This is a genomic window from Herbaspirillum sp. alder98 (assembly GCF_020179755.1).
Lineage (GTDB): Bacteria > Pseudomonadota > Gammaproteobacteria > Burkholderiales > Burkholderiaceae_D > Herbaspirillum.
The window spans coordinates 1-23,593 of the sequence record NZ_JAIUCY010000001.1; the positions used below are offsets into that span (position 1 = coordinate 1).

The window sequence follows — 23,593 nt, forward strand, 5'->3', positions numbered from 1 at the left end:
CCAAGGATCTCTGGTGAAGCGCGCTTTTCCTGGCTGAGGGCCGCTATACCAACCATCTTCGCAAGTGCGATATTTTTCCCTCACTTCTTTTTCGGTGAGGTATTTCCCGTTCACGGCTTGCGCATCAGCGATGGGCGGGAAAACTTGAAAAACCAACCCAACTATCAACAGGAAGACAAATTGTCCCAAAGAGATTCTCATGTTCTTAAAATTGCACACAAAAAAGGCAGCTGAGCATGGTCAACTATCTTGATCGAAAAAAAATGTGGATCGCAATGAGCCGCTTGCCTAACGTCTCAGCGGCTGAATTCGCCTCGGCATGATCTGGGCTCAAAGAACGGCAGTCACCGCACAAAAAATCTCAATCAATGAGAATTGTGCCCAATGGAAATTCTATCTCAACTGTAAATAAATGTAACCAGCCTTTCCCGCTGGAGGATTTTTTATTGCGCCTGTTAATGCCTGCAAACTAAAAAATAAGACGACATAAATAGGAAACTTATTTTTTTGAAAATGAAATCATTAGCTTGCAACACTAAAGGCTTAAAAAAATGGCTTCCTGACAAATGAGGAAGCCATGAAGCAGAGCTGATTCAGTGACGAATAAATATCTAACTGATAACGATGAATTGACCCCGGAATTCCTTGCAATAAGTGGATTGGCTTTTATAACAACCTGCGTCCACACCAGGCTCTTGGGTTGAAGACTCCGACGCAAGCATATGTATTAGCCGCATGATGTGTGGCCAGGTTTGGCCGAGCCAATACAGTAACAAGCATTTTTATTTATACATCTCCCGCCGACAAAGCAAGATTCTCTCACCGCAACTCCCGCGCCATCCCCTGCAACCGCCCGAACGCAGCAAACCGCGCATCATGCAACGTTGCAATCACCCCGCCGCAAGGCTCCACGCGCCTGCTCACGCGCGACATGCCGGCCATTGCCGCGGCGACGTCGCCATAGATGCCGGCGGCCACGCTGCCCAGTATCGCCGCGCCCAGCAACACCGGCTCGTCCGTCTCGTTGACCAGCACCGGCTTGCCGGTGGCGTCGGCCAGCAACTGGCGCACCAGGTCAGGCCGTCCCGCACCGCCACTGATCATGATGCGTTCGATCGGCGCGCCGGCTACCGCTTGCGCATCAATGATCTGGCGCAGCCCATACGCAATGCCGCACATGCCCGCAACGTACAGCGCCAGCAAGCTCGTCATGTCGCGTTCCATGCCCAGACCCACGATCACGGCGCGCGCATGCGGGTCGGCCAGCGGCGCGCGATTGCCAAGAAACTCCGGCACCACATGCAAGCCCTTGGCCAGCAACACGGCATCAGACAGGGACGCTTCCTGCTGCTGGATCCGCTCGGCCAGCGTGGCCAGCAAGGAGCGCCCCTTTTCGCGCGCCTGCCGCTGGGCTACGCTGGCGAACGGGTGCATCGACAACAAATGGTCGATGGCCGCGCCAGCCACCGATTGCCCTCCTTCGATGAGCCAGGCATCCGGCACCATCGCCGAAAAATACGGCCCCCACACGCCCGGCACGAACACCGGTTCGCGCGTGCTGCTCATGGTGCAGGACGAGGTGCCGAAGACATAAGCCAGCGACGTGAAGGGATCGCCATCGACACCCACCGTGCCGATCCCGCCGGCATGCGCATCAATGACGCCGGCGGCCACCGGCGTGCCGGCGCACAAGCCCAGCTGCAGCGCCGCTTGCGGCGTGAGCCCCTGGCCCAGCGCGGTGCCCGGCGCGACGATGCGCTGGCCAATCCTGGCAAAGGCTTCGTCGGCCAGCACACCAAGACCGATGGCGTGAAAATAACTTTCGTCCCAGCGGCGCTCATGCGCCAGATAGGTCCACTTGCACGTGACGGTGCAGATGGATCTGGCCAGATCGCCGCTGGCGCGCCAGGTCAGGAAATCAGTCAAGTCCATGAACTGCCAGGCACGATCGAACACGTCGGGCTTGTTCTCACGCAGCCACAACAGCTTGGGTGTTTCCATCTCGGGCGAAATACGCCCGCCCACATAGTTCAGCACCTCGTGACCGATCGCATTGATGCGGTCGGCCTGGACAATGGCGCGATGGTCCATCCAGACCATGATGTTGTGCTCGGGATCTCCGTCTGCCGCCACCGACAGCGGCTCTCCGCCTTCGCCCAGCACCACCAGTGAACAGGTCGCGTCAAAGCCGATACCGATCACCTGTTCTGGCGTCATCCCCGAGCCGGCCAGCGCTTGCTGCACCGAGGCGCAGACAGCCGCCCATATTTCGTTGCTGGACTGCTCCACGATGGAACCCGGCTGATGGAACAGCCTGATGTCATTCTTGGCGCTGGCGAGCAGATGCCCCTGCAGATCGAATACCCCTGCGCGCGCGCTGCCGGTGCCGACATCCACGCCGATGGTGGCGCTATGTTGCATGCTTGAAGTCGCGGTGTATTTCACAGGTCGACATTGTTAGGCAGTACCACGATATCGCGAATGGTCACGTTGGCCGGTCGGGTCAGCATGAACATGACGCAATCGGCTACCTCCCTGGGCTGCATCAGGCTGCCCGACGCCAGCGCATCATCCATCTTGGCCTTGGGCCAGTCGTCAAGCAGCGCTGTCACCACCGGCCCAGGCGCCACCGCGCCCACCCGCACCCCGTGCCGGGAAAGCTGGCGCCGGAGGGTATGCACGAACGCCTGCACCGCAAACTTGGATGCCGTATAAACCGGCTCCCACACCACCGGGACGATACCGGCAATGGAACTGGTAAAAATGATGTCGCCCGATTTCTGCGCAACCAGATGCGGTAGTACCGCATGCACCGAACGGAACGCCGCATTGACATTCAGGTTGAGCACGCGGTCCCATTCGTCAGGGCTGCCCTCTGCCACATCGCCACCGACATAGGCGCCGGCGTTGGCGTGGAATATGTGAAGACCACCCGTCAGCGCCAGTATCCTGGGCAGCATGGACGAATTCTCGTGCGGCTTGAGCAGATCGACCTGCAGTGCGAACGCATGGCTCCCGAGTTCACGGCGCGCCTGCTCCAGCTTGTCGCCATCACGGTCGATAAGAACCACCTTGGCGTCGGCTGCGACCAGCGCACGCGCACATTCGAGGCCGATGCCGGACGCGGCTCCGGTGATGGCCGCGATCCGCCCCTTGAGGGATTGAGTCATGCTGTGATTCTCCAGGTTGGCTTGGGTTGACGGTCGTGCTCAGGCACGACCGTTCGACATGCGCGAACGCCGCGCCAGCGAATCCACAATGACGGCGATCGCAAGCACGCCGCCGGTAATCATGAAGCGCAGCGAGGACGATAGATTGAGCAGCGTCAGGCCGCTGGCAATCGACTGGATCACGATGATGCCGAGCACCGCTGCATAGGCGCTGCCGCGACCACCGAACAGACTGGTGCCGCCGATCACTGCGGCGGCAATTGCGTTGAGATTGACGTCGCCGCTACCGGCCTGCTGGCTGGCCGCGGCAAGTCGCGCTGCAGCCAGCACCCCGCCCAAGGCAGCCAGTGCGGCACACAGCATGAATGCGCTGGCAAAGATCATGTCGACGTTGATGCCGGCCCGGCGCGCCGCCTCCCGGTTGCCGCCGACGGCATGCATCGATCGCCCCCAGCGGGTGCGCTTGAACGCATAATCCATCACCACCGCCAAGGCGACAAACAGGCCGAACATCAACGGCACACCGCGCGACTGCCCCAGGTAGGCCACCACTGCCTCCAGCAGCAGCGTGACGGCCACGGCGCGCAGCGCCAGTGCGGCCACCGACGGCGCAGACAGGTTGACCGCCTGACGCCGTGCGCGGGTGCGCAGGCCGGTCAGCATCATCACGATCCCCGGCAGCAGCGCCAGCAAGTACGACCAGGGCGATGAAATGACCATCGTTTGCCCGAAGTCGACCAGCATCGAATCGTAAGGCAGATTGATCGATCCGCTGGGCCCGAGCACATAGAGCTGCAATCCCAGGATCGCCAGCAAGCCTGCCAGCGTGGCGACGAAACTGGGCATGCCGATGCGATTGAACAAGATGGTATAGACCACGCCGATGAGCGCGCCCATGAGCAACGCCACGGCAATGGCGCCCAGCACGGGCCAGCCCTGGTTGACCCACAGCGTACCGAACAGCGCCGATGAAAAGCCGCTGATGGAGCCGACTGACAGATCGATCTGGCCGAGCATCAATACGCATACGATCCCCAGGGCGATGACACCGGTGGTGGAGCTGTCGAATAACAGGTTGGTCAGGTTGTCGGCCGAGAAGAAGACCGGATTGAGAAAACCGAATACGCTCCAGATGATCACCAGCCCGACCACCACCGGCAACGCGCCCAGGTCGCCGGCGCGTACCCGCGCCGCGAAAGCCGACAAGCTCGCCGCCATGCCGTCGGCATGACTGACGCGGACATCGCTGCGATCAAGCTGCGCAGGCGGCGACGAAGGCTCTTCTTGAATGCTCATGATGCGGTCGTCCCTGGCGTCGTTGGTTGCGTCTCATTTTTTGCCTGGTGTCGGGTAGCGCGGCGCGAGACGGCATTTTCGGTAGCGCCGGTGATCGCGGCCACCAGCTCCTGATTGGATGAATCCGGATAGAACACGCCATTGTTGCGGCCTAGCCGCAGCACCACGATGCGATCAGCGACGGCCCGCACGTCTTCCATGTTGTGACTAATGATGATCACGGCATAACCGCGTTCGCGCACCCGTTCGATCAGGTTCAACACTTCTGCCGTCTGCGCCACGCCCAGTGCCGCCGTAGGCTCGTCGAGCACCACCAGCTTGGGCGCCAGCAACAGCGAACGGGCAATGGCGACCGTCTGCCGCTGCCCGCCCGAGAGCGACGCCACCACATCGCGCACATTCGGGATGCGGGCGGCCAGTTCGTTCAATAGGGTCCAGGTCTTGAGTTCCATGGCCACCTCGTCCAAAGCGAAGGGAGACAGCTCCCGCCCCAGGTAGATGTTGGCCACCACGTCCAGGTTTTCGCACAGGGCCAGGTCCTGGAATACCGTCGCGATGCCCAGGTCGAGCGCCGCATTGGGACTATCCAGCTTGACCTGCTTGCCGCCGAAGGTGATGCTGCCGCTGGTCGGCTGGTGAACCCCCGCCAGCACCTTGACCAGGGTCGACTTGCCGGCGCCGTTGTCGCCCACCAGCGCCACCACCTCCCCGGCATGGACCTCCATATCGATGTCGGTCAGCGCAGAGACCGCGCCGAAACGTTTGGAAATCTTATGCAGGCTCAGCACCGGCGTAGCGCTCTTGCGCACGGTCTCGCGTGAATCAGTCATCAATTGGCCACCTCGGATGTTGTCGGGGCCGCGCCGGGCCATGTGGTCTCGGCGAGGATCACTGCTCCCATCACTCGGAAATACCGAGCTTCTTGCAGCCCTCTGCATAACGTCCGACGCACAATTGCCGGGCGCTCACGATCTTCTTGTCGACCATCTCAGCCTTCAAGTTGGTCGCCGTTATCACCACCGGCAGGAACAACTGGGAAGGCGTGCCGTAGAGTGTGGTGCCGGGCTCCTGCGGCTGGCCCGACAGGAAGTTCACGGCAACCCGCGCGGCGGCCGCAGCGACGATCTCGCTCGGCTTGGAAATCGTGTTGAACTGGTCGCCGGAAACGATCAGCTGCAATGCAGCCAGCGTGCCGTCGTTGCCGGTAATCGGAGGCAAGGGATTGACACCGGCTGCCTTGAAGGCTGCAATCGCGGCACCACCGGTGCCGTCGTTTGCCGCTACCACGCCGATGATCTGCGAACGGAACCGGGTGATCTGTCCACTGACCCACTGCTGTGCCTTCGGCGGCGCCCATTCGGGCGTATCGAAATCGGCCAGCGTCCGGTAGCCGCTTTCCTGCAAGCCTGCTTGTATGCCCTTCTTGATCAATCCGGCGGCGGCGTCGGTGGGCGAGCCATTGACTGCCAGCAAACCACCCGTGTCGGTCGGCACCTGGTTCTGCTTCAAGTGCAGCACCAGCGAATCGGCGATGGCGCGACCGAGACCTTCATTGTCGAACGACACGTAATAATCGGCAGGCGTGGAGGGAATCGGCCGGTCATAGGCAATCACCCTGACCCCCTTGCCCTGCGCCATCTTGACCAGCGACGCAGCGGCAGTCGAATCCACCGGGTCGAGCACAATCACCTTGGCGCCTTGCGAAATGGCCGCATTGAATTGCCGCTGCTGTTGCGCAACGTCGCCGTTGGCGTTCTGGTAGATCACCTTGCAGGAGGCGCACAGCCGGCTCATTTCGGCCTTGAAGCCGGGAAAGTCGTGTTGCTCGTAACGGGTAGAGGCCTGGTCAGGCATCAGAAATGCCACCATCCCGTCGGGGGCGGCAGATACCGGCCGGCTCGCCACCAGGGCAAGGCCGACCAGAAGCACACTGGCGACCAGCAGGCGGCCGTGGTTTGCCAGCGCAAATACACGGGCAGATGAAACTCTTGTCATGCTTGTCTCCTGTTTTTTTATGAAGTCGGCGCAATCGTTTTTTCGTCGGCCGAGGGTTCTCCAGGACATGAGGTCCTTGATGCGTGATCGTCCAGCGCTGGAGAGATTGGGTCTGCGGGGTTGTCTCGACGGTCTCAAGTGACCTGCGCGCTAAGGCCGATACTGATTTACCACCGGCGCTTTAGCCACTACTTTTCCTGCCCGAAACAGATACTTTTTTGCCCTCGCAAGATTAGAAAATGCAAAAAATGGAATGCCATACGCCAGATGCGCAAGGGCCAGCTGGCTGCCCCCTGGAATAAAGATGCATCAATTGGAAATGCCGAGCCTCTTGCAGTCTTCTGCATAACTGCCCGCACACAATTGACTGACGCTCACGATCCTCTTGTCGATGATCTCGGCCTTCATGTTCCTGGCCGTCACCACCACCGGCTTGAACAGTAGCGACGGTGTGTCGAACAGCATGGTCCCGCCCTTCTGTGGCTGCCCCGACAGGAAGCCGACGGCGACCCGCGCGGCGGCAGCGGCGACGATCTCGCCGGGCTTGGCCACCGTGTTGAACTGTTCGCCGGAGATGATCCGCTGCAGTGCGGCCAAGGTGGCGTCATTGCCGGTGACCGGCGGCACCGGCTTCACGCCCGCCCCCTTGAAGGCGGCGATCACGGCTGCGGCCGTGCTGTCGTTGGCAGCCACCACGCCGATGATCTGCAGACGCAACCGCGTGATCTGGCCGCTGGCCCATTGCTGTGCCTTCGGCGGCGACCAGTCAGGGGTCTCGATCTCGGCCAGCGTCTTGTAGCCGCTATCCTTCAGGCCCGCTTTGATGCCCTGCCGGATCAACTCGGCGGCGGCGTCACCGGGCGAGCCATGCACCTCGAGCAGGCCACCGCTGTCGGTCGGGATCTTGCCCTGCCTGAGGTGCTGGACCAGCGATTCGGCGATGGCGCGGCCGATGCCTTCATTGTCGAACGACACGAAGTAGTCGGCTGGCGTGGCGGGAATCGGCCGGTCATAGGCAATCACCTTGACCCCCTTGCCCTGCGCCAGCCTGACCAGCGGCGCGGCAGAAATCGAATCCACCGGATCCAGCACGATCACCTTGGCGCCTTGCGCGATCACCGCGTTGAACTGCCGCTGCTGTAGCGCAACGTCGCCGTTGGCGTTCTGGTAAAGCACCTTGCATTGGGCGCATAGCCGGCTCATCTCGGCTTTGAAACCGGGCAAGTCATTTTGCTCGTACCGGGTAGAGCCCTGGTCGGGCATCAGAAAGGCCACCGTATCGCCGGCGGCGGCGAACACCGCTGCGCTCATTGCGAGACCAAGACCTGCCACGAGCCAATGGGCCACTGACACGCGGCCGGGGTTTCCCGGCGCAGAAACGATGGACGCTGAACATCTGGTCATGCTGGTCTCCTGTTGGTCATGCATAGGTTGCAATTGTTTTTTTTGGCGCCCGGCGCGGCACGGACTTGATGTCCTTTTCACGCTGCCGCCACGACTTCTGCGGCGTCGGTAAAACCTGCGTTCTCCGCCAGCAACGCCCTGAAACGCGAAGGTGGAATACCCTTTTGTCGCAGGAACTGCCGATTGAAATTGGAGAGGTTCTTGAAACCCGAGGCGAAACAGATGTCGGTAATCGACAGCCTCGCTTCACTCATCAGCAGCTGGATCGCGAGGTTGATGCGAAGCCGGTTGACGTAGGCGTTGAGCGCCATGCCGGTATGCCGCCTGAAGCTACGCGAGAACGCGCTGGTGCTCAGGCGCGAGATCTTTGCCAGTTCCCGTTCGCCAAACGACTCGGTGAGGTGATTGCGGATGTAGTCGAGCGACTCGTTGATACCGGTCGCCATGAATCCCGAAGGGTCTGGATGATATGCGCTGCTGGTCATGGCGCGATGGTCGCGATCACGACTCAGGGTGCCGAGGATGGACAGGAATATTTCGATGCGGCGAATCTCGCTGGCGCCCACCAGTTCCTCGATCATCGGGCCGACCCTGGCCGCCGTCGCCGTCGAAAACAGAATGCCGCGCCGGCTCAGCGCCAGCGTCGGCAGGAAGATCGAGAGCTCCGGCAACAACGCGACCATGTCATGGATGAATCGCTCGTCGAATTGCAATACCCTGCTGCGCAGTGGCGCCTGTGCCCCCGGCGCCATATCACTGACCCAGTTATGCGGCAGATTGGGACCGGTCAACACCAGTTGCCCGGGCCCGAAATCGCCGACGAAGTCACCGACGAAACAACGCCCGGTCGTGGCCACCACATGATGCAATTCGCATTCAGGATGAAAATGCCAGCGTACGGTTGGATAGGGATAGCCATGTTCCCAGGCCTTGAACGACTGGGTGCTTCCTATGTGAACGACTTCGAGATCCGGTTTCATGTGCCCCCCTCGGCCACGGCCTCCGGTGGTGACCGAATGCGCGCAGTTGTCTCCATGATATTGAGCGCCCCCGCGCCAATACTAGATTTCAGACCGACTCTTCCACCACTACTTTTCACACCATAAACTGATACCTTTTTGCTGTTTTGACGCCGGTGGCGTGTGAAAAACAGGTCGCAATCCACACATATGCTCAACTACCCGAAAAATGTCGCATGAGCGTATCGACGAATTCGCACACCCCGACCCACCGCATGCGCGGGTCGCGGATATTCCGATGTGGTCATGATATCTGTGACGACGCCTCGCAACGGCGTCGTCGATGCTGGTGGGCGATGGTGACTACGCCAGCCGTCAGGCCGCGTCGCCACCCAATGGCAACGACAACGCCTCGCTGGCGATATGCAGCCGCTTGCCGGCGAGCAGCATGTCGTGAAAGTCGGGCGCCGGCACCGGGCGCGAAAAGATGAAGCCTTGCAGTTCGTTGCAGCCTGCCTGCTTGAGGAAGTTGAATTGCTTCTCGGTCTCGACACCTTCGGCAATCACCTTGTGGCGCAGCTGCTTGGCGATGCCGATGATGGCGCTGGCGATGGCGCAATCGTTGAAGTCTTCCGGAATGCCCATGGTGAAGGAGCGGTCGATCTTGAGCGTATTGATCGGAAAGCGCTTCAGGTACGACAGGCTGGAATAGCCGGTGCCAAAATCGTCAAGCGAAATCGTCACGCCCAGCTGGCACACCTTTTCCATGATCGAGATCACCCGGTCGGTGCCGTGCATGAGCATGCTTTCGGTAATCTCCAGCTCCAGCCATTCGCCGGTCAACTGGTGACGCGACAGCGCCGCACGCACCCGGTCCGGCAGCGAACGGGTGAATTCGCGGGCGGTCACGTTGAGGGCGATGCGGATCGGCGCCAGCCCGGCCGCTTTCCACGCCCGCGCCTGGTGGCACACGGCGTCCAGCACCCAGTCACTGAGCTGCACGATGAGGCCGGTCTCTTCGGCAATCGGGATGAATTCGCCCGGCAGCAGCAGGCCGCGCTCGGGATGCTGCCAGCGCACCAGCGCCTCGGCACCGGTGATGGCGCCGGTTTGCATGTCGACCTTGGGCTGGTAGTACAGCAGCAATTCGTTATATTCGAAGGCGTGCAGCAACCCGGTCTCGATGCGCAGCAGATCAAGCGTGTTGCGGTTCATCTCTTCGCTGTAGTAAGCGTAGCCGCCTTCGTTGTTCTCCCCGCCCTGCTTGGCGCGATACATGGCGATGTCGGCCAGGCGCAGCAAGGTCTCGGTGTCGCTGGCGTCTTCCGGCACCATGCTGATGCCGATGCTGGCGCCCACCCGCAACTCGTGGCCATCGATGAAGAACGGTTCGTCGAACAGCGCCAACAGCTTCTGCGCCACGAAACCGGGGTGGTAATCCTTGTCGATGTCGAACAGGGCCACCGCAAATTCGTCAGCCCCCAGGCGTGCCACCAGGTCTTCTTCGCGCAATGCGCGGCGCAGGCGAATCGCCACCTCGACCAGCAGCATGTCGCCGGCCACGTGTCCCAGTGTGTCGTTGATGGGCTTGAACCGGTTCAAGTCGATGAACATCACGCAGCCGTGAGTGGCGCCCTGGCGTCCTTCCTGCAGCGCCTGGTCGACGGTGCGGGTGAGCAGCGTGCGGTTGGGCAGGCCGGTCAGCGCATCGTAGTAGGCCAGGTGGTGAATCAGTTTTTCGGCGCTCTTGCGCTCGGTGATGTCGTTGAGATAGCCGATCAGGCCGATCGGATGCGCATGCTGGTCGCGCATGACCGATAACGACAGGCTGGCCCAGAAGATCTCGCCCGACTTCTTGCGGCGCCGCACTTCCATCTCGCGCCCGCCCTGCTCCAGGAACATGTCGGCCAGCGAATCTTCTTCGTCTTCGTTCTCGTACAGAAACAGCACATTGCGGCCGATCGCTTCCAGCGCGGTATAACCGAACAATTGCTCGGCGCCCCGGTTCCAGCTGGTGATGAAACCGGCCGGGTCCATGGTGATGACCGACTCGTGCATCTGGTTGAGGATCTGCGCCTGCTGCTCTAGCTTGGCTTCGATCTGGTCGAGCGAGCGCGTGCGCTTGTCGGCCTCGGCCTGCGCCTGCAGCAAGCGAGCGGTGAATCCCGCCAGCATGCCCAGCCGGGTGCGCTCGGCGTCGGTGTAGGCGACCTCGGCGTCGGGAAAATGGTAACAGCCGAAACTATGGCCCTCGTGCGCCACGTCGTGTTGCAGGCCCGGCACGTCGGTGCTGACGCCGTTCAGATAACGCCCGCCAGGCCGCTTCAGGAATCCCGAGGCGATCCCGCCGAGCGCCGCATGCAAGGCCACGCCGTGCAGGTTCTGCAGCGCGTCCAGCAAGGCGGAGCAACACGCCAGGTCATCGGTGCCGACGGACGAGATCATGGTCTTCACGCCTCGGTACTGACGCGGGTGGCCCAGCCGAACGCCTCGATGAGGCATTCGCAATAGGTCCTGGCGTCAAGGCCGGCGGCTTCCAGGTCGACGTGGCGCAGCGGGATGCGACTGTATTCGGAGCGTTCCACCACATCCAGCAACTTGCCCAGCACCCCGGTGCGGGTCGTCAACGCATCGACGATATCGGCCGGCAGCTTGAGCGGCCCGATGATGTCGTTCAGCGGCATCCCCAGCAGCACATCGAGCAGCGAGAACATGCCCACGATGAAGGCGCGGTCCAGTTCGCTGGCGGTGCACTCCACCCGCTGCGCCATCGCTTCCATCATTGCCGCCCGCGCCGCCGCGCGCGGCAGCAATGGATTGGCCGACTCGTCGCCGGGGAAGCGCGCATACAGCAGCAGTTGCAGCCAGCGCTGCAACTGGCGCCGGCCCAGCAGATTGATGGCCTGGCTGAAATTGGTGATGTGCGCAGAAAAACCGAAGGCAGCCGAGCTGACCAGCTTGAACAGCTGATACGACAAGGCGGGATCCTGCTTGAGCAGCGATTCGAGCTCGTTGGCGTCGGCATCGCGCGCCACCAGTTCGAGCAGCTTCAACAGGCGCGCGCGCGAGATCGAATTCTTCTGCGACAGGCGACTGTCGGGATGCAGCGGATAGTCCCCCGCGAACCAGCGAAAACCTTCGGTGCGGCAGATGTCGAACTGGATCGCGTCGCCGATGTTTTCGACCAGGTGCGGCCCGCGCATATGCTGCAACCAGTGTCCGGCCTCCGGCAGGCTGCCTACGCTGGCGTCGAGCGCCATCGACTCGACGAACGAGGGAACGCTGGCGTCTGGCGCCGGCAAGCCGTCGGCGACGATGCCGAAATTGCTGGTATTGAGCCAGTCGAGGGCGTCAAAGCGCGCCGGGTCGGTGCAATGCTCGACCGGCACCCGCAGCAGGATCCGGCCCTTCGGCAGCGGACCATCGAGTTTCAGCGAAAAACCGGCCGGGTCGCGGACCGGAATCAGGCAGGCCAGCTCACCCAGGGCCTCGCCCAGCTTGAATTCATTGAACAGCCTGGATAGGATCTCGCCGCCATCCTCATCATTCGGAGAGATGTGCAGGGACAGCGCAGTCCAGACGTGGTGTACGTCGGCAACCGGCTGTAGAAACACGAGAGGAAAAGGAACGCTTTTATCCTGGACAGCCATATTCTCATCGTTGGCGCCCGTTTTCTTATTATCCGAGGCGCGGAGTTATCTCTCGAAAAACTTCAAAGTTTCCCAAAAGAATTATCAATCAAATAAAAATTTTTCTTAATATACCTGATAAAAATAGCCTTGCAAGCAAGCTTTAATCCGACAGGAAGATTTCTTGCAAATCGTTAAGAAAACGACGGCCCAACGGGGTCGGCCGGATGACGGCGTGATCGCGATACAACATCCCCTTCTGCTCGGCCAGGTCGAGTTGCTGCTCGATGCGATTGAGCCCCATTCCGGTGCGCTCGGCGAACAGGTTGGGCGAGAAGCCCTCCACCAGGCGCAAGCTGTTGAGCATGAATTCGAACCCGAGCGCATCGCGTTCGATTTCGGCTTCTTCCTGGATCGGGGCGCCGGCTGCGGTCTGCGCCAGATAGGTCTGAGGATGTTTATAGCGCATCTGGCGCACGATGCGATGCGGGAATGACAACTTCGAATGCGCGCCGGCGCCAATGCCCAGGTAATCGCCGAACTGCCAGTAATTGAGGTTATGGCGTGCACGCCGCCCGGGCTGCGCGTAGGCCGACACCTCATAGTTGCCGTAGCCGGCGGCGGCGGTCAGTTGCGCGATCATGTCCTGCATGTCGGCACTGGCGTCGTCGTCCGGCACGGCCGGCGGATACTTGGCAAACAGCGTATTGGGTTCCAGCGTCAGGTGGTACAGCGACAGGTGCGGCGGCGCAAAGGCGATCGCGGTCTCGATGTCGGCACGGGCCTGGGCCAGCGTCTGCTGCGGCAAGGCATACATCAGGTCGAGATTGAAATTGTCGAAGTTGGCCTGCGCGATCTCGACCGCCTTCAATGCCTGCTCGCCATCATGGATCCGCCCCAGCGCCTGCAGGTGCCCGGGGTTGAAGCTCTGGATGCCGATCGACAGCCGATTGATGCCGCTGGCCCGGTAGGCGCGAAACTTGTCGGCCTCGAAGGTGCCGGGATTGGCTTCCATCGTGATCTCGATATCGCCGTCGAACGGCAGCAAGGTGCGCACATCCGACATCAGGCGGTCGAGACCGGCCGCCGACAGCAGGCTGGGCGTGCCGCCTCCGATGAAGATGGTCTGGATGCGGCGCCCCCAGATCAATGGCAGCGCCAGTTCGAGGTCGGTGCGCAGCGCATCCAGATAGGCCTGCTCGGGGAAGCCGTCCTTGACCTCGTGCGAGTTGAAGTCGCAATACGGGCACTTGCGCACGCACCACGGAAAATGCACATACAGCGACAGCGGCGGCAGGGCCGTCAGCTGCAACGCGCCAGGCTTGAGAAAACTCAGCGCCGCCTGCGCCGGGCCGGTGCCGATGGGCGCGGCCGGCGCCCCATTGGAGATGGGCTTGATCGGAATCACTTGAGTTTCTCTACCAGCGCGCGCAGCGCCTGGCCCCGGTGCGAGACGGCGTTCTTTTCGGACGACGACAGTTCTGCCGCGGTCTTGCCCAACTGCGGCAACAGGAAGTACGGATCGTAGCCAAAACCACCCGCGCCGCGCGGGACATCGATGATCTCCCCTTTCCAGGTGCCATCGGCGATCACCGGCTGCGGATCGTCGGCATGGCGCACATAGACCAGCACGCAATAGTAATAGGCCGATTTGTCGGCCTGGGTGGCCAGGTCGGCGATGAGCTTGGCGTTGTTGGCGGCATCCGACTTGGGCTCGCCGGCGAAGCGCGCCGAGAACACGCCGGGCGCGCCGCCCAGGGCATTGACGCAGACCCCGGAATCATCGGCCAGCGCCGGCAGCCCGGTCAGGCGCGCGGCATGGCGCGCCTTGGTCAGGGCATTTTCGACGAATGTGCCGAACGGTTCTTCGGCCTCCGGCACATCGAATTCGCCCTGCGGGCGCACATCGAAACCGATGTCGCCCAGCAGGCTGGCAAACTCCTTGAGCTTGCCGGCATTGTTCGAGGCCATCACGATCTTTTGCTTGGTATCCATGGTGCGATGTATCTGTTCAATGAATCAGCGAATGCAGCCAGGCCTTACAGGCCCAGCGCCTGCTTTTGCAGTGTGTTGAGGGTGGCGATGCCCTGCTGGGCCAGGTCCAGCAGATTGTTCAGGGCCACCCGGTCGAAGGCCGCGCCTTCGGCAGTGCCCTGCACTTCGATGAAGTGGCCGGCATCGGTCATGACCACGTTCATGTCGGTGTCGCAGTCGGAGTCTTCAAGATAGTCCAGATCCAGCACCGGCACGCCCTGGTAGACGCCGACCGAGATGGCGCCGACGAAATGCTTGAGGGGAATCGCTTCCAGCGCACCACGCGACTTGAGCACCGAGAAAGCATCATAGGCGGCCACCATGGCGCCGGTGATGGCGGCGGTGCGGGTGCCGCCATCGGCCTGCAGCACGTCGCAGTCCAGGTGCAGCGTGCGTTCGCCGAAGGCTTCCAGGTCAAACGCGGCGCGCAGGGCACGACCGATCAGGCGCTGGATTTCCTGGGTCCGGCCCGATTGCTTGCCCTTGGCCGCTTCACGATCCATACGGGTATGGGTCGAGCGCGGCAGCATGCCGTATTCGGCGGTCAGCCAACCCTGTCCACGCCCTTTCAGGAAGCCTGGCACCTTGTCTTCGATACTGGCGGTGCACAGCACGCGGGTGTCGCCGAACTCGACCAGCACCGACCCTTCGGCGTGCTTGGTGTAGTGGCGGGTCAGGCGCACCTCGCGCAATTGCGAGACGGCGCGGCCGCTGGGGCGTTGGAAAGTTGTCATGCTGGGTCCTTGTACGGGTGGTCCGGGATGCCGGCGCTACTGTCAAACCGGCAATTTCGATGTTTTGATGGCGCACGGCCGCCAATCTTCTTTAAAATGCGGGATCCGCGAAGAAGCGATGTCGCGACCGTGTTGCGAAAACCGGCATTGTAATGGATGCAGCCGCACCATGACATTGCATGACATCTGCCACTCCCCGAACCCGCCAGCCCGCCGATGCCCTTGATGGCCGCATCGGCAACCAGACCACCGGAGCCCAGAACTTGACCATTTACAGCATGACCGGCTATGCCGTCACCACCCTCGATACCCCTGCCGGCACGGTGACGGTCGAGATGAAGAGCGTCAATTCGCGCTTCCTCGATCTGCAATTCCGCATCAACGACGACTTGCGCGCCGTCGAGCCGCTGCTGCGCGAGGCCATCATGAGCCGCCTGGTGCGCGGCAAGGTCGAATGCCGGTTGAGCTTTGGCCGCAAGGTAGCCACCAGCAACACCCAGGCCCTCAATGCCGGCCTGGTGGGCGCGCTGTCGACGCTGCAAGACCAGCTGCGCGCGCAGTTTCCCGACGCCGCGCCGCTGTCGGTCAACGAATTGCTGCGCTGGCCGGGCGTGCTGGAAGAAGCCGAGATCAGCCAGGACACGCTGCAGGCCGACATCCAGGCCACCATGAAGCAGACGCTGGAAGCCTTCGTCGACAGCCGCGCCCGCGAAGGCGCCGCGCTGCAGGCGGTGATCCTGGCGCGGGTCGACGCAATGGAAGCGATCGTGGCCCGCATTACGCCACTGGTGCCGCAACTGGTCGAACAGTTCCAGCAAAAGGCCACCGAGCGCATGCGTGACGCGCTGGGCCTGGCGCTGCAGGCGCAGGGCGCGAGCGCGCCGTTGCTGAGCCGCGAGGAATCGCTGGAAAGAATTCGCCAGGAAGTCACCCTCTATGGCATCCGCATCGATATCGCCGAAGAGCTGTCGCGCCTGGCCGCGCACCTGGCCGAAACCCGCCACATCCTGAACAAGGGCGGGCAAGTCGGCAAGCGCCTGGATTTCATGATGCAGGAGCTCAATCGCGAAGCCAACACGGTCGGCTCGAAAGCCGCCATGAAAGAACTGGCCGATGCATCGATGGAACTGAAACTGCTGATCGACCAGATGCGCGAACAGGTGCAGAACCTGGAATAAGCCCTCGGCGCCCCGTCTTTTTCAACGAAAAAATCAATACAGCGAGTACCCAATGCCTGCTAAAAACCCTACTTCCGGCAGCCTGTTCATCGTGGTTGCCCCCTCCGGCGCCGGCAAGTCGACGCTGGTCAACGCCCTGCTGCAGCAGGAGCCGGACATCAAGCTGTCGATTTCCTACACCACCCGCGCGCCGCGCCCGGGCGAGGAACACGGCCGTCATTATTATTTCACCAGCGTCGAGGATTTCCTGCAGCGCCAGGCCGAGGGCGAGTTCCTCGAATGGGCCGAGGTGCACGGCAATTACTACGGCACCTCGCGCCTGATGATCGCCGACCAGATCACCAACGGCACCGATGTGCTGCTAGAGATCGACTGGCAGGGCGCGCAGCAGGTGAAGAAGCAGTTTTCCAACGCGGTCGGCATCTTCATCCTGCCGCCATCGATTGCGGCGCTGGAAGAACGCCTGAAAAAGCGCGGACAGGACGAACCCCACGTCATCACCCGCCGGATCCTGGCCGCCGGGGGCGAAATCGCGCACTCGCCGGAGTTCGAATATGTTATTATCAACCAAGAGTTTGCTGTCGCTTTGTCTGAGCTGACGGCAATTGTCAAAGCAGCCCGCTGCCGCTTTCCGCAACAGGCGGCACGCAATGCGTATCTGTTCACCCAGCTTGGCATCCACGCCGCCAGCTGACCCGGTCTCACCCGGCAGGACGATACGGCCGGCACTGCCCCCGACATCCCGAAACACGCACGACCTCACCAGGAGTTGTTATGGCCCGCATTACCATCGAAGATTGCCTCAAGCAAATCCCGAATCGCTTTCAGCTGACCCTGTCGGCCACTTATCGCGCCCGTCAGTTGCTGCAAGGCCATACCCCGAAAGTGGACGCCAAGGACAAGCCAACCGTGACCGCCCTGCGCGAAATCGCCGCTGGCAAGGTCGGCGTCGAGATGCTCAAGAAGGTTCCGGCCTGATCCCTGCACGTCGAAAAAGCTGATAACGGTTTCGCATGAGCCTGACTCCAACAGATTCCCCGTTATCAGCCTCACCCCCCTCCCCGCCTCCCTCTCGCCGAGCTGCCGCTTCCGGTCGCCCGCAAAATCCTTCGGATTCCTCCGCGCCCGCCGTGCATAGCGGTGTCGCCACGTTTGCACACCTGACCCCGAAACTCGAAGAGTACCTGACGCCTTCCGAATTGAAGAAGGTCAAGGAAGCCTATCGCTTTGCCGACGAGATGCATCTGGGGCAAATGCGCAAGTCGGGCGAGCCGTATATTTCGCATCCGCTGGCGGTGGCCGAGATCTGCGCCGAGTGGAAGCTCGATGCGCAAGCGATGATGGCGGCGTTCCTGCACGACGTGATGGAAGACCAGGGGGTGAAGAAGGAAGAGTTGATCGAACGCTTCGGCGCCCCCGTGGCGTCGCTGGTGGACGGCCTGTCCAAGCTGGACAAGATCGAGTTCCAGAGCCAGGTCGAGGCGCAGGCCGAGAATTTCCGCAAGATGCTGCTGGCCATGGCCCGCGACGTGCGGGTGATCCTGGTCAAGCTGGCCGACCGTCTGCACAACATGCGCACGATGGGCTCGATGCCGCCCGACAAGAAGCGCCGCATCTCGCGCGAGACGATGGAAGTCTACGTTCCCATCGCGCACCGGCTGGGCCTGAACAACATCTATCGCGAATTGCAGGAGCTGTCGTTCTCGCACCTGTACCCGCTGCGCCACCGGACCTTGCACAAGGCGGTCAAGGCCGCGCGCGGCAATCGCCGCGAAGTGGTCACAAAGATCATGGAGTCGGTCACCAGCACCCTGATCGCGGCCGGCATCCCGGCCCAGGTCGATGGTCGCGAAAAGACCCTCTACGGCATCTACCGCAAGATGCGCAATAAGCACCTGACGTTCTCGCAGGTGCTGGATGTCTACGGTTTCCGGGTGGTGGTCGACAGCTTTGCCAACTGCTACGTCGCGCTGGGCACGCTGCACTCCCTGTTCAAGCCCATGCCGGGCAAGTTCAAGGATTACATCGCGATCCCCAAGCTCAATGGCTACCAGTCGCTGCACACCACGCTGATCGGCCCCTACGGCACGCCGGTCGAATTCCAGATCCGCACCCGCGAAATGCATCGCGTGGCCGAATCGGGCGTAGCCGCGCACTGGCTGTACAAGGACGACGAAGGCAGCCTGACCGACCTGCAGCAACGCACCCATGCCTGGCTGCAGTCGCTGCTTGACATCCAGAAACAGACCGGCGACTCGGCCGAGTTCCTGGAGCACGTCAAGGTCGACCTGTTCCCCGATTCGGTCTACGTGTTCACGCCCAAGTCGAAGATCATCGCCCTGCCGCGTGGCGCCACCGCGCTCGACTTCGCCTACAGCATCCACACCGACATCGGCGACCAGACCACCTCGGCCATCGTCAACCACGAACCCGCACCGCTGCGCGCCGAACTGCACAACGGCGACATCGTCGAGATCATCACCTCGCCCACTTCGCGCCCCAGCCCCAACTGGCTGGGCTATGTGCGTACCGGCAAGGCGCGCTCGGCGATTCGCCACCGGCTGCGCACCGCCAATCGGATCGAATCGCAGACGGTCGGACGGCGCCTGCTGGGCAACGCCCTGCAGACGCTGGGCATCGACGCCGACCTGCCGGGCGCCATCGTCGACCGCCTGCTCAACGAATCCAGCGCCAAGACCATGGACGACCTGTATGCCGAGATCGGCATCGGCACCCGCATGGCGCCGCTGGTGGCGCGCCACATCATGGGCATGCTCGATGCCGGCGTGAGCGTGCCGCAGCTCGATCCCGAAGGCCACATGCTGCCCAACAAGCCTGACCCGGTGGTGATCACCGGCAGCGAAGGCGCATCGGCCCAGTTGTCGTCCTGTTGCATGCCGATCCCGGGCGACCGCCTGACCGGTTACCTGCGGGCCGACCAGACCCTGATCGTGCATACCCAGGAGTGCGAGACCGCCAAGCGGCTGCACGAGAAGGAACCGGACCGCTGGATCGAACTGGTCTGGGGCCACGACCTGAATCGTCGCTTCGACTGCCGCATCACCATCCTGATCCACAATCACCGTGGCACGCTGGCACGCATCGCCGCCGAAATCGGCGAGGCCGACGCCAACATCGTCTCGGTCGGCATGGACGACGATGGCGGCGCCTCGATGAAATACCTGCGCTTCACCATCCAGGTCGAAGATCGGGTCCACCTGGCCCGCACCATGCGCGGCATCCGCAAGATCGACAGCGTCGCCCGCATCTTGCGCGAACGGGGCTGACCGGGCGGACCGGCTCACCGGTCTCGCTTCGGTCGCATCATCTCACCGCGCCGATGGCGCCATCTCTATCCCTACCGCCTTGCCTGCGCTGCCCGCGGTGTCGGCCCCGACCTTCTGCTCCACGGCCAGGTGCTGCTCGCAGGCTTCACCGCCCTTGTCGGCGATGCCCCGCTGCAGTTTATCGATGAAGAAATCGATCAACGCCGTCACGCCTGCCGGCAACTGCCGTCGATGCACATACACCGCGTACAGGGCCATCGCATCGCGCTGATAGTCCGGCAGGATCTGCACCAGCCGGCCCAGGCGCAAGTCTTCGGAGGCCAGCATGGTGGGCAGCAAGGCAATACCAAGGCCGGCGCGTGCCGCCCGTAGCTGTCCCTGCGCCGTGTTGATGCACAGCGGGGGCATCACCCGTACGGTCTCCATGCCGTGCGGTCCTTCCAGCTTCCACGTGGTGTGATGCGACGCCTGCGAGGCCGCCAGGCAGCGGTGCCCGATCAACTCGCCCAACGTATGCGGCGTGCCGAAGCGCTCGAGATAGCGCGGGCTGGCCACCAGGCCACGATGGCTGTCCACCAGTTTCCTGGCCACCAGGCTCGAGTCGGGCAGCACCCCGCCGCGAAAGGCCAGGTCGATCCCTTCGGCGATCAGGTCGGCGCGTCCATCGTTGAGGACGAATTCCAGTTGCACCTTTGGATAGCGTTGCATGAATTCATGCATCCACTCGATCGAGAAGTTGTCGAAGAAATCCACCGGAGCGGCCACCCGCAGGCTGCCGGCAGGCTCGCCAGTGCTTTCGCTCAGGCTGGTGCTGGCATGCTCGATATCTTCCAGCCCCGGCGCACAACGCTCGAAGAATTCGCGACCGGCCGCCGTCATGTTGAGCTGGCGCGTGGAGCGCTGCAGCAGCCGCACCCCCAATGCCGCCTCCAGCGTTTGCAGGCGCCGGCTGATGGTATTGGGCGGCATGCCCAGGCGCCGCCCGGCGCCGGCGAAGCTGCCGCACCGCACGACCTGAACGAAGAGCGAGATGTCGTTGAGATCGACCATGATAATTACCACCAAATATGGATGAGTGAAATGCGATTCTCGCATCTACCGCCATGAATGGAAACTGATTAATCTCTGTTCCATTAACCCGGCGCTGCGGCGCACCAGACATTGCATGCCAGCAATGACGTCACCGAAAAAAGGAAACACCATGAGCACCCTGCTCCACATCGACTCCAGCGCCCGCACCAGCGGCTCCATCTCGCGTCAATTGACCGCAGCCTTCGTCGAACAATGGCAAGCCAAGAATGCCGGCGCCAAGGTCATCCATCGCGACCTGGCCAGCGACCCGCTGCCGCACATCACCGAAGCGCTGCTGGGCGCCTACTTCACGCCGCCCGAAGGGCGCAGCCCCGAGCAGGCTGAACTGATCAAGCAATCCGACCAGCTGGTCGATGAGCTGCTGGCTGCCGACACCCTGGTCATCGGCGTGCCGATGTACAACTTCGCGCCGCCGTCGACCCTGAAGGCCTGGATCGACCACGTGTTCCGGGCCGGTCGCACCTTCCGCTACACCGAGACCGGCCCAGTGGGCCTGGCCACCGGCAAGAAAGCCGTCATCATCCTGTCGCGCGGCGGCATGTATTCGCAAGGCCCGATGGAAGCGCTGGATTTCCAGGGCAAGTACATCAAGAGCGCACTGGCCTTCATCGGCATCACCGATGTCGAACTGGTGGTCGCCGAAGGCGTTGCGATGGGCGAAGAAGCCGTCAAGAACGCCGTGGCCGGCGCCCGGCAGCAGATCAGCGCCGTGGTATAAACCACGCGTCGTCACGCAAAAAAACGGAGCGCCCGATCATCGGTGCGCTCCGTTTTTCATGGGATCAAGCGTGGCTCAATGATGATCCAGGCTGCGGTGCATGCGGCGCAACCCCAGCCATACGCACGCCGCCACCAGCGGTACCACCAGGCCGGTGGCCAGGTCAGGATTGATCGGCAGGCCCGCTGCCTTGGCGGCCTTGCCGGCATAGCCGAACAGGCCGATCACGTAATACGAGATAGCCGCCACCGACAGGCCTTCGACCGCTTGCTGCAGCTTGAGCTGCTGGGCCGCGCGGCTGTTCATCGACTGCAGGATCTGACGATTCTGCTCTTCCTGCACGATGCCGATCCGGGTGCGCAGCAAATCGTTGGTATGCGCGATCCGCTCGGCCAGCGCTTCCTGCCGGCGCGCGATGGCCTGGCAGGTGTGCAGGGCCGGCGCCAGCCGGCGCTCCATGAATTCGCCGATCGTCGGCACCCCTTCGATGCGCGCCTCGCGCAACTCCTCGATGCGCGCCTGCACCAGGCTGAAGTAAGCCTGCGAGGCCGAAAAACGATAACTGTTTTCCAGCGAGAGCTTTTCGATGCGCGCCGCCAGCCCGGTGATCTTGCGCAGCACGCGCTCATCCTCGGCATGTTCCTCGGGGGTGCCGCCCTGCGATTGTTCGGACTGCACCATGGCTGCCGTCAGCGCCGCCAGGTCGCCTTCGATCTGGTTCAGCAACGGGCCCGAATGCTGCGCCGGCGGCAACCCCAGCAAGGCCATCATGCGATAGGTCTCGATTTCGAGGATGCGCTGGGCCAGGCGTCCGCCCTGCAGTTCGCGCAAGTCGATATCGCGCACCACGAAGCGCGAGAAGCCGTCCGACTGGATCTGGAAGTCGGTCCAGATCTCGCCGCCCTGCAATACCTTGCTGGAGCTGATCATCTTGCCTTCGAAGATGCGTTGCATCTGGCGCGACGTGACGGCCGGATCATCGGCGCCAGGCTCCACCACCACATGCGCGGCCACCATCAGCTTGCCCTGCAGCGACAGCAGCCATTGCTGCGGCACATGTGACAACGGCGCGCGCGCAAAAGCCTCGGCGGTATCCAGCGGCTCGTCGTGGGCCTGGGCGAAGGTGTAGGTGGCGAATTCGGTATGGCACTCCCACTTCAGGCGAAAGCGCCCGAAATCATGGAAGAAATGCTTGGCCTCGGCGCCCGGCGCGACCACCCCGAAATGCGCGCACAGCGCGTCAAGCCGCGCATGCTCGGCCTTGGCGTGCTGATTGCCGTTGCCGTCCTGAGGCCCGAAGACGGCCAGGTGGGTCAGCGTCTCGGAGCGGTTCAGTTGCAGGAAAGGACGTGAATGCACCTCGGCCGCCAGGACGACGCGTTGCGGATGATTCAGGCTGGCAAACACAATGGACATCAAGTTTCCCCGTGATGTTGAAAGTTGGATTGGAAAGCGCAAGCGCCCGGCGACCTGGCATGCGAAAGTCATGCCAACGGCGCGCTGGAAGGCGATGCAAAAAACTTAGGGAGCGGGATAGCTCACTTCAAGAATCGTCAACTGCTCGACGCCGGAAGGCGTCTGCAGGACCACCTCGTCGCCCTCGCGGGACTTGGTCAGCGCCCGCGCCACGGGCGAGATCCAGCTGATCTTGCCTCGCAGCGGATCAAGCTCGTCGATGCCGACGATGGTGACCGTATGTTCGTCACCGCGCTGGTTCTCATAGGTGATGGTGGCGCCGAAGAACACCTGGTCGCTGCCATGATGGATGGTCGGGTCGACCACCTCGGCCAGGTCCAGGCGCTTGGTCAGGAAGCGGATGCGGCGGTCGATCTCGCGCAGGCGCTTCTTGCCGTACAGATAGTCGCCGTTTTCGGAACGGTCGCCATTGGACGCCGCCCAGGACACGATGCGCACCGTTTCCGGGCGATCGACGTCGATCAGTTGCAACAGCTCGTCCTTGATGCGTTGATGGCCGGCCGGCGTCATGTAGTTCTTAGCGCCAGCAGGAATGGCCGGCAACGCGATCTCGTCATCGTCGTCGCCGCCATCGGATTCTTTTACAAAGGCCTTATTCATCCAGGAGCTCGGGAATTCGTT

22 protein-coding genes are annotated in these 23,593 nt (G+C 62.3%); 7 read left to right on the plus strand and 15 right to left on the minus strand.

The genetic code is table 11. The features are described from left to right. Together LBW87_RS00005 and LBW87_RS00010 are read left to right on the plus strand one after the other, a co-directional pair. On the plus strand, positions 1 to 234 hold a 234-nt coding region (locus LBW87_RS00005), incomplete at its 5' end, for a hypothetical protein (protein ID WP_225199397.1). A 406-nt stretch (positions 235 to 640) separates the two neighbouring features. Further along, positions 641 to 739 (plus strand): integrase core domain-containing protein, encoded by a 99-nt coding sequence (locus tag LBW87_RS00010; protein WP_320442710.1) that lies wholly within the window; start codon positions 641 to 643, stop codon positions 737 to 739. Positions 740 to 819: 80 nt separating this feature from the next. Here the strand turns inward: LBW87_RS00010 and LBW87_RS00015 are convergent, their stop codons facing one another. From LBW87_RS00015 to rph, 12 genes are all read right to left on the minus strand, one after another. Further along, positions 820 to 2,421 (minus strand): FGGY-family carbohydrate kinase, encoded by a 1,602-nt coding sequence (locus LBW87_RS00015; RefSeq protein ID WP_225199398.1) that lies wholly within the window; start codon positions 2,419 to 2,421, stop codon positions 820 to 822. Positions 2,422 to 2,441: 20 nt separating this feature from the next. Further along, complete coding sequence (locus tag LBW87_RS00020; RefSeq protein WP_225199399.1) at positions 2,442 to 3,170, minus strand: SDR family oxidoreductase; 729 nt, start codon at positions 3,168 to 3,170, stop codon at positions 2,442 to 2,444. Between the two features lie 39 nt (positions 3,171 to 3,209). Beyond that, positions 3,210 to 4,466 carry a sugar ABC transporter permease gene (locus LBW87_RS00025; protein ID WP_225199400.1) on the minus strand — a complete coding sequence of 419 codons (1,257 nt, stop codon included), beginning with the start codon at positions 4,464 to 4,466 and terminating at the stop codon, positions 3,210 to 3,212. Next, entirely contained in the window at positions 4,463 to 5,296 is an 834-nt protein-coding gene (locus tag LBW87_RS00030) for an ATP-binding cassette domain-containing protein (protein WP_225199401.1), read from the minus strand. The genes LBW87_RS00025 and LBW87_RS00030 overlap by 4 nt, the downstream gene beginning before the upstream one ends. Positions 5,297 to 5,366: 70 nt before the next feature. Then, positions 5,367 to 6,461, minus strand: coding sequence for a substrate-binding domain-containing protein (locus LBW87_RS00035; RefSeq protein ID WP_225199402.1), 1,095 nt, complete (start codon positions 6,459 to 6,461; stop codon positions 5,367 to 5,369). A 309-nt stretch (positions 6,462 to 6,770) separates the two neighbouring features. Further along, positions 6,771 to 7,772 carry a substrate-binding domain-containing protein gene (locus LBW87_RS00040; protein ID WP_225199403.1) on the minus strand — a complete coding sequence of 334 codons (1,002 nt, stop codon included), beginning with the start codon at positions 7,770 to 7,772 and terminating at the stop codon, positions 6,771 to 6,773. 170 nt (positions 7,773 to 7,942) lie between these two features. Beyond that, complete coding sequence (locus tag LBW87_RS00045) at positions 7,943 to 8,845, minus strand: helix-turn-helix domain-containing protein (protein ID WP_225199404.1); 903 nt, start codon at positions 8,843 to 8,845, stop codon at positions 7,943 to 7,945. Positions 8,846 to 9,199: 354 nt separating this feature from the next. Then, the gene (locus tag LBW87_RS00050; protein ID WP_225199405.1) at positions 9,200 to 11,269 is read right to left on the minus strand and encodes a putative bifunctional diguanylate cyclase/phosphodiesterase; all 2,070 of its coding nucleotides are present in this window, start codon (positions 11,267 to 11,269) and stop codon (positions 9,200 to 9,202) included. A 5-nt stretch (positions 11,270 to 11,274) separates the two neighbouring features. Beyond that, complete coding sequence (locus LBW87_RS00055) at positions 11,275 to 12,474, minus strand: EAL and HDOD domain-containing protein (RefSeq protein ID WP_225199406.1); 1,200 nt, start codon at positions 12,472 to 12,474, stop codon at positions 11,275 to 11,277. A 142-nt stretch (positions 12,475 to 12,616) separates the two neighbouring features. Beyond that, the gene (gene hemW / locus LBW87_RS00060) at positions 12,617 to 13,861 is read right to left on the minus strand and encodes a radical SAM family heme chaperone HemW (RefSeq protein WP_225199407.1); all 1,245 of its coding nucleotides are present in this window, start codon (positions 13,859 to 13,861) and stop codon (positions 12,617 to 12,619) included. After that, positions 13,858 to 14,448: an RdgB/HAM1 family non-canonical purine NTP pyrophosphatase gene (rdgB, locus tag LBW87_RS00065; protein WP_225199408.1), complete on the minus strand. Its 591-nt coding sequence runs from the start codon at positions 14,446 to 14,448 to the stop codon at positions 13,858 to 13,860. The genes hemW and rdgB overlap by 4 nt, the downstream gene beginning before the upstream one ends. A gap of 44 nt (positions 14,449 to 14,492) precedes the next feature. Then, complete coding sequence (gene rph / locus LBW87_RS00070) at positions 14,493 to 15,221, minus strand: ribonuclease PH (RefSeq protein ID WP_225199409.1); 729 nt, start codon at positions 15,219 to 15,221, stop codon at positions 14,493 to 14,495. Positions 15,222 to 15,484: 263 nt separating this feature from the next. On the opposite strand from rph, the gene LBW87_RS00075 reads away from it, so the two are divergent. From LBW87_RS00075 to LBW87_RS00090, 4 genes are all read left to right on the plus strand, one after another. After that, positions 15,485 to 16,399, plus strand: coding sequence for a YicC/YloC family endoribonuclease (locus LBW87_RS00075; RefSeq protein ID WP_225200310.1), 915 nt, complete (start codon positions 15,485 to 15,487; stop codon positions 16,397 to 16,399). 52 nt (positions 16,400 to 16,451) lie between these two features. After that, positions 16,452 to 17,093: a guanylate kinase gene (gmk, locus tag LBW87_RS00080; RefSeq protein WP_225199410.1), complete on the plus strand. Its 642-nt coding sequence runs from the start codon at positions 16,452 to 16,454 to the stop codon at positions 17,091 to 17,093. 80 nt (positions 17,094 to 17,173) lie between these two features. Further along, on the plus strand, positions 17,174 to 17,377 hold the full coding sequence (gene rpoZ, locus LBW87_RS00085) for a DNA-directed RNA polymerase subunit omega (protein ID WP_008112385.1): 204 nt from the start codon (positions 17,174 to 17,176) through the stop codon (positions 17,375 to 17,377). A gap of 35 nt (positions 17,378 to 17,412) precedes the next feature. Next, entirely contained in the window at positions 17,413 to 19,686 is a 2,274-nt protein-coding gene (locus LBW87_RS00090) for a RelA/SpoT family protein (protein WP_225199411.1), read from the plus strand. Positions 19,687 to 19,728: 42 nt separating this feature from the next. On the opposite strand, the gene LBW87_RS00095 is transcribed toward LBW87_RS00090, so the two are convergent. After that, positions 19,729 to 20,736 carry a LysR family transcriptional regulator gene (locus LBW87_RS00095; RefSeq protein WP_225199412.1) on the minus strand — a complete coding sequence of 336 codons (1,008 nt, stop codon included), beginning with the start codon at positions 20,734 to 20,736 and terminating at the stop codon, positions 19,729 to 19,731. A gap of 151 nt (positions 20,737 to 20,887) precedes the next feature. Here LBW87_RS00095 and LBW87_RS00100 point away from each other — a divergent pair, with 151 nt between their 5' ends. Next, positions 20,888 to 21,496: an FMN-dependent NADH-azoreductase gene (locus tag LBW87_RS00100; RefSeq protein ID WP_225199413.1), complete on the plus strand. Its 609-nt coding sequence runs from the start codon at positions 20,888 to 20,890 to the stop codon at positions 21,494 to 21,496. A gap of 75 nt (positions 21,497 to 21,571) precedes the next feature. Here LBW87_RS00100 and LBW87_RS00105 read toward each other — a convergent pair whose 3' ends face one another. Together LBW87_RS00105 and greB are read right to left on the minus strand one after the other, a co-directional pair. Next, a complete protein-coding gene (locus LBW87_RS00105) occupies positions 21,572 to 22,912 on the minus strand; it encodes a DUF3422 family protein (protein WP_225199414.1) in 1,341 nt (446 codons plus the stop codon). Between the two features lie 105 nt (positions 22,913 to 23,017). Continuing rightward, a complete protein-coding gene (greB, locus tag LBW87_RS00110; protein WP_225199415.1) occupies positions 23,018 to 23,572 on the minus strand; it encodes a transcription elongation factor GreB in 555 nt (184 codons plus the stop codon). Positions 23,573 to 23,593 lie beyond the last annotated feature (21 nt).

Bases quoted from the DNA above. Each gene is read 5' to 3' on its own strand.
- LBW87_RS00015 (WP_225199398.1), bottom strand. From the start codon at position 2,421: ATGCAACATAGCGCCACCATCGGCGTGGATGTCGGCACCGGCAGCGCG.
- LBW87_RS00020 (WP_225199399.1), bottom strand. From the start codon at position 3,170: ATGACTCAATCCCTCAAGGGGCGGATCGCGGCCATCACCGGAGCCGCG.
- LBW87_RS00025 (WP_225199400.1), bottom strand. From the start codon at position 4,466: ATGAGCATTCAAGAAGAGCCTTCGTCGCCGCCTGCGCAGCTTGATCGC.
- LBW87_RS00030 (WP_225199401.1), bottom strand. From the start codon at position 5,296: ATGACTGATTCACGCGAGACCGTGCGCAAGAGCGCTACGCCGGTGCTG.
- LBW87_RS00035 (WP_225199402.1), bottom strand. From the start codon at position 6,461: ATGACAAGAGTTTCATCTGCCCGTGTATTTGCGCTGGCAAACCACGGC.
- LBW87_RS00040 (WP_225199403.1), bottom strand. From the start codon at position 7,772: ATGAGCGCAGCGGTGTTCGCCGCCGCCGGCGATACGGTGGCCTTTCTG.
- LBW87_RS00045 (WP_225199404.1), bottom strand. From the start codon at position 8,845: ATGAAACCGGATCTCGAAGTCGTTCACATAGGAAGCACCCAGTCGTTC.
- LBW87_RS00050 (WP_225199405.1), bottom strand. From the start codon at position 11,269: ATGATCTCGTCCGTCGGCACCGATGACCTGGCGTGTTGCTCCGCCTTG.
- LBW87_RS00055 (WP_225199406.1), bottom strand. From the start codon at position 12,474: ATGGCTGTCCAGGATAAAAGCGTTCCTTTTCCTCTCGTGTTTCTACAG.
- rdgB (WP_225199408.1), bottom strand. From the start codon at position 14,448: ATGGATACCAAGCAAAAGATCGTGATGGCCTCGAACAATGCCGGCAAG.
- rph (WP_225199409.1), bottom strand. From the start codon at position 15,221: ATGACAACTTTCCAACGCCCCAGCGGCCGCGCCGTCTCGCAATTGCGC.
- gmk (WP_225199410.1), top strand. From the start codon at position 16,452: ATGCCTGCTAAAAACCCTACTTCCGGCAGCCTGTTCATCGTGGTTGCC.
- rpoZ (WP_008112385.1), top strand. From the start codon at position 17,174: ATGGCCCGCATTACCATCGAAGATTGCCTCAAGCAAATCCCGAATCGC.
- LBW87_RS00090 (WP_225199411.1), top strand. From the start codon at position 17,413: ATGAGCCTGACTCCAACAGATTCCCCGTTATCAGCCTCACCCCCCTCC.
- LBW87_RS00095 (WP_225199412.1), bottom strand. From the start codon at position 20,736: ATGGTCGATCTCAACGACATCTCGCTCTTCGTTCAGGTCGTGCGGTGC.
- LBW87_RS00100 (WP_225199413.1), top strand. From the start codon at position 20,888: ATGAGCACCCTGCTCCACATCGACTCCAGCGCCCGCACCAGCGGCTCC.
- LBW87_RS00105 (WP_225199414.1), bottom strand. From the start codon at position 22,912: ATGTCCATTGTGTTTGCCAGCCTGAATCATCCGCAACGCGTCGTCCTG.
- greB (WP_225199415.1), bottom strand. From the start codon at position 23,572: ATGAATAAGGCCTTTGTAAAAGAATCCGATGGCGGCGACGACGATGAC.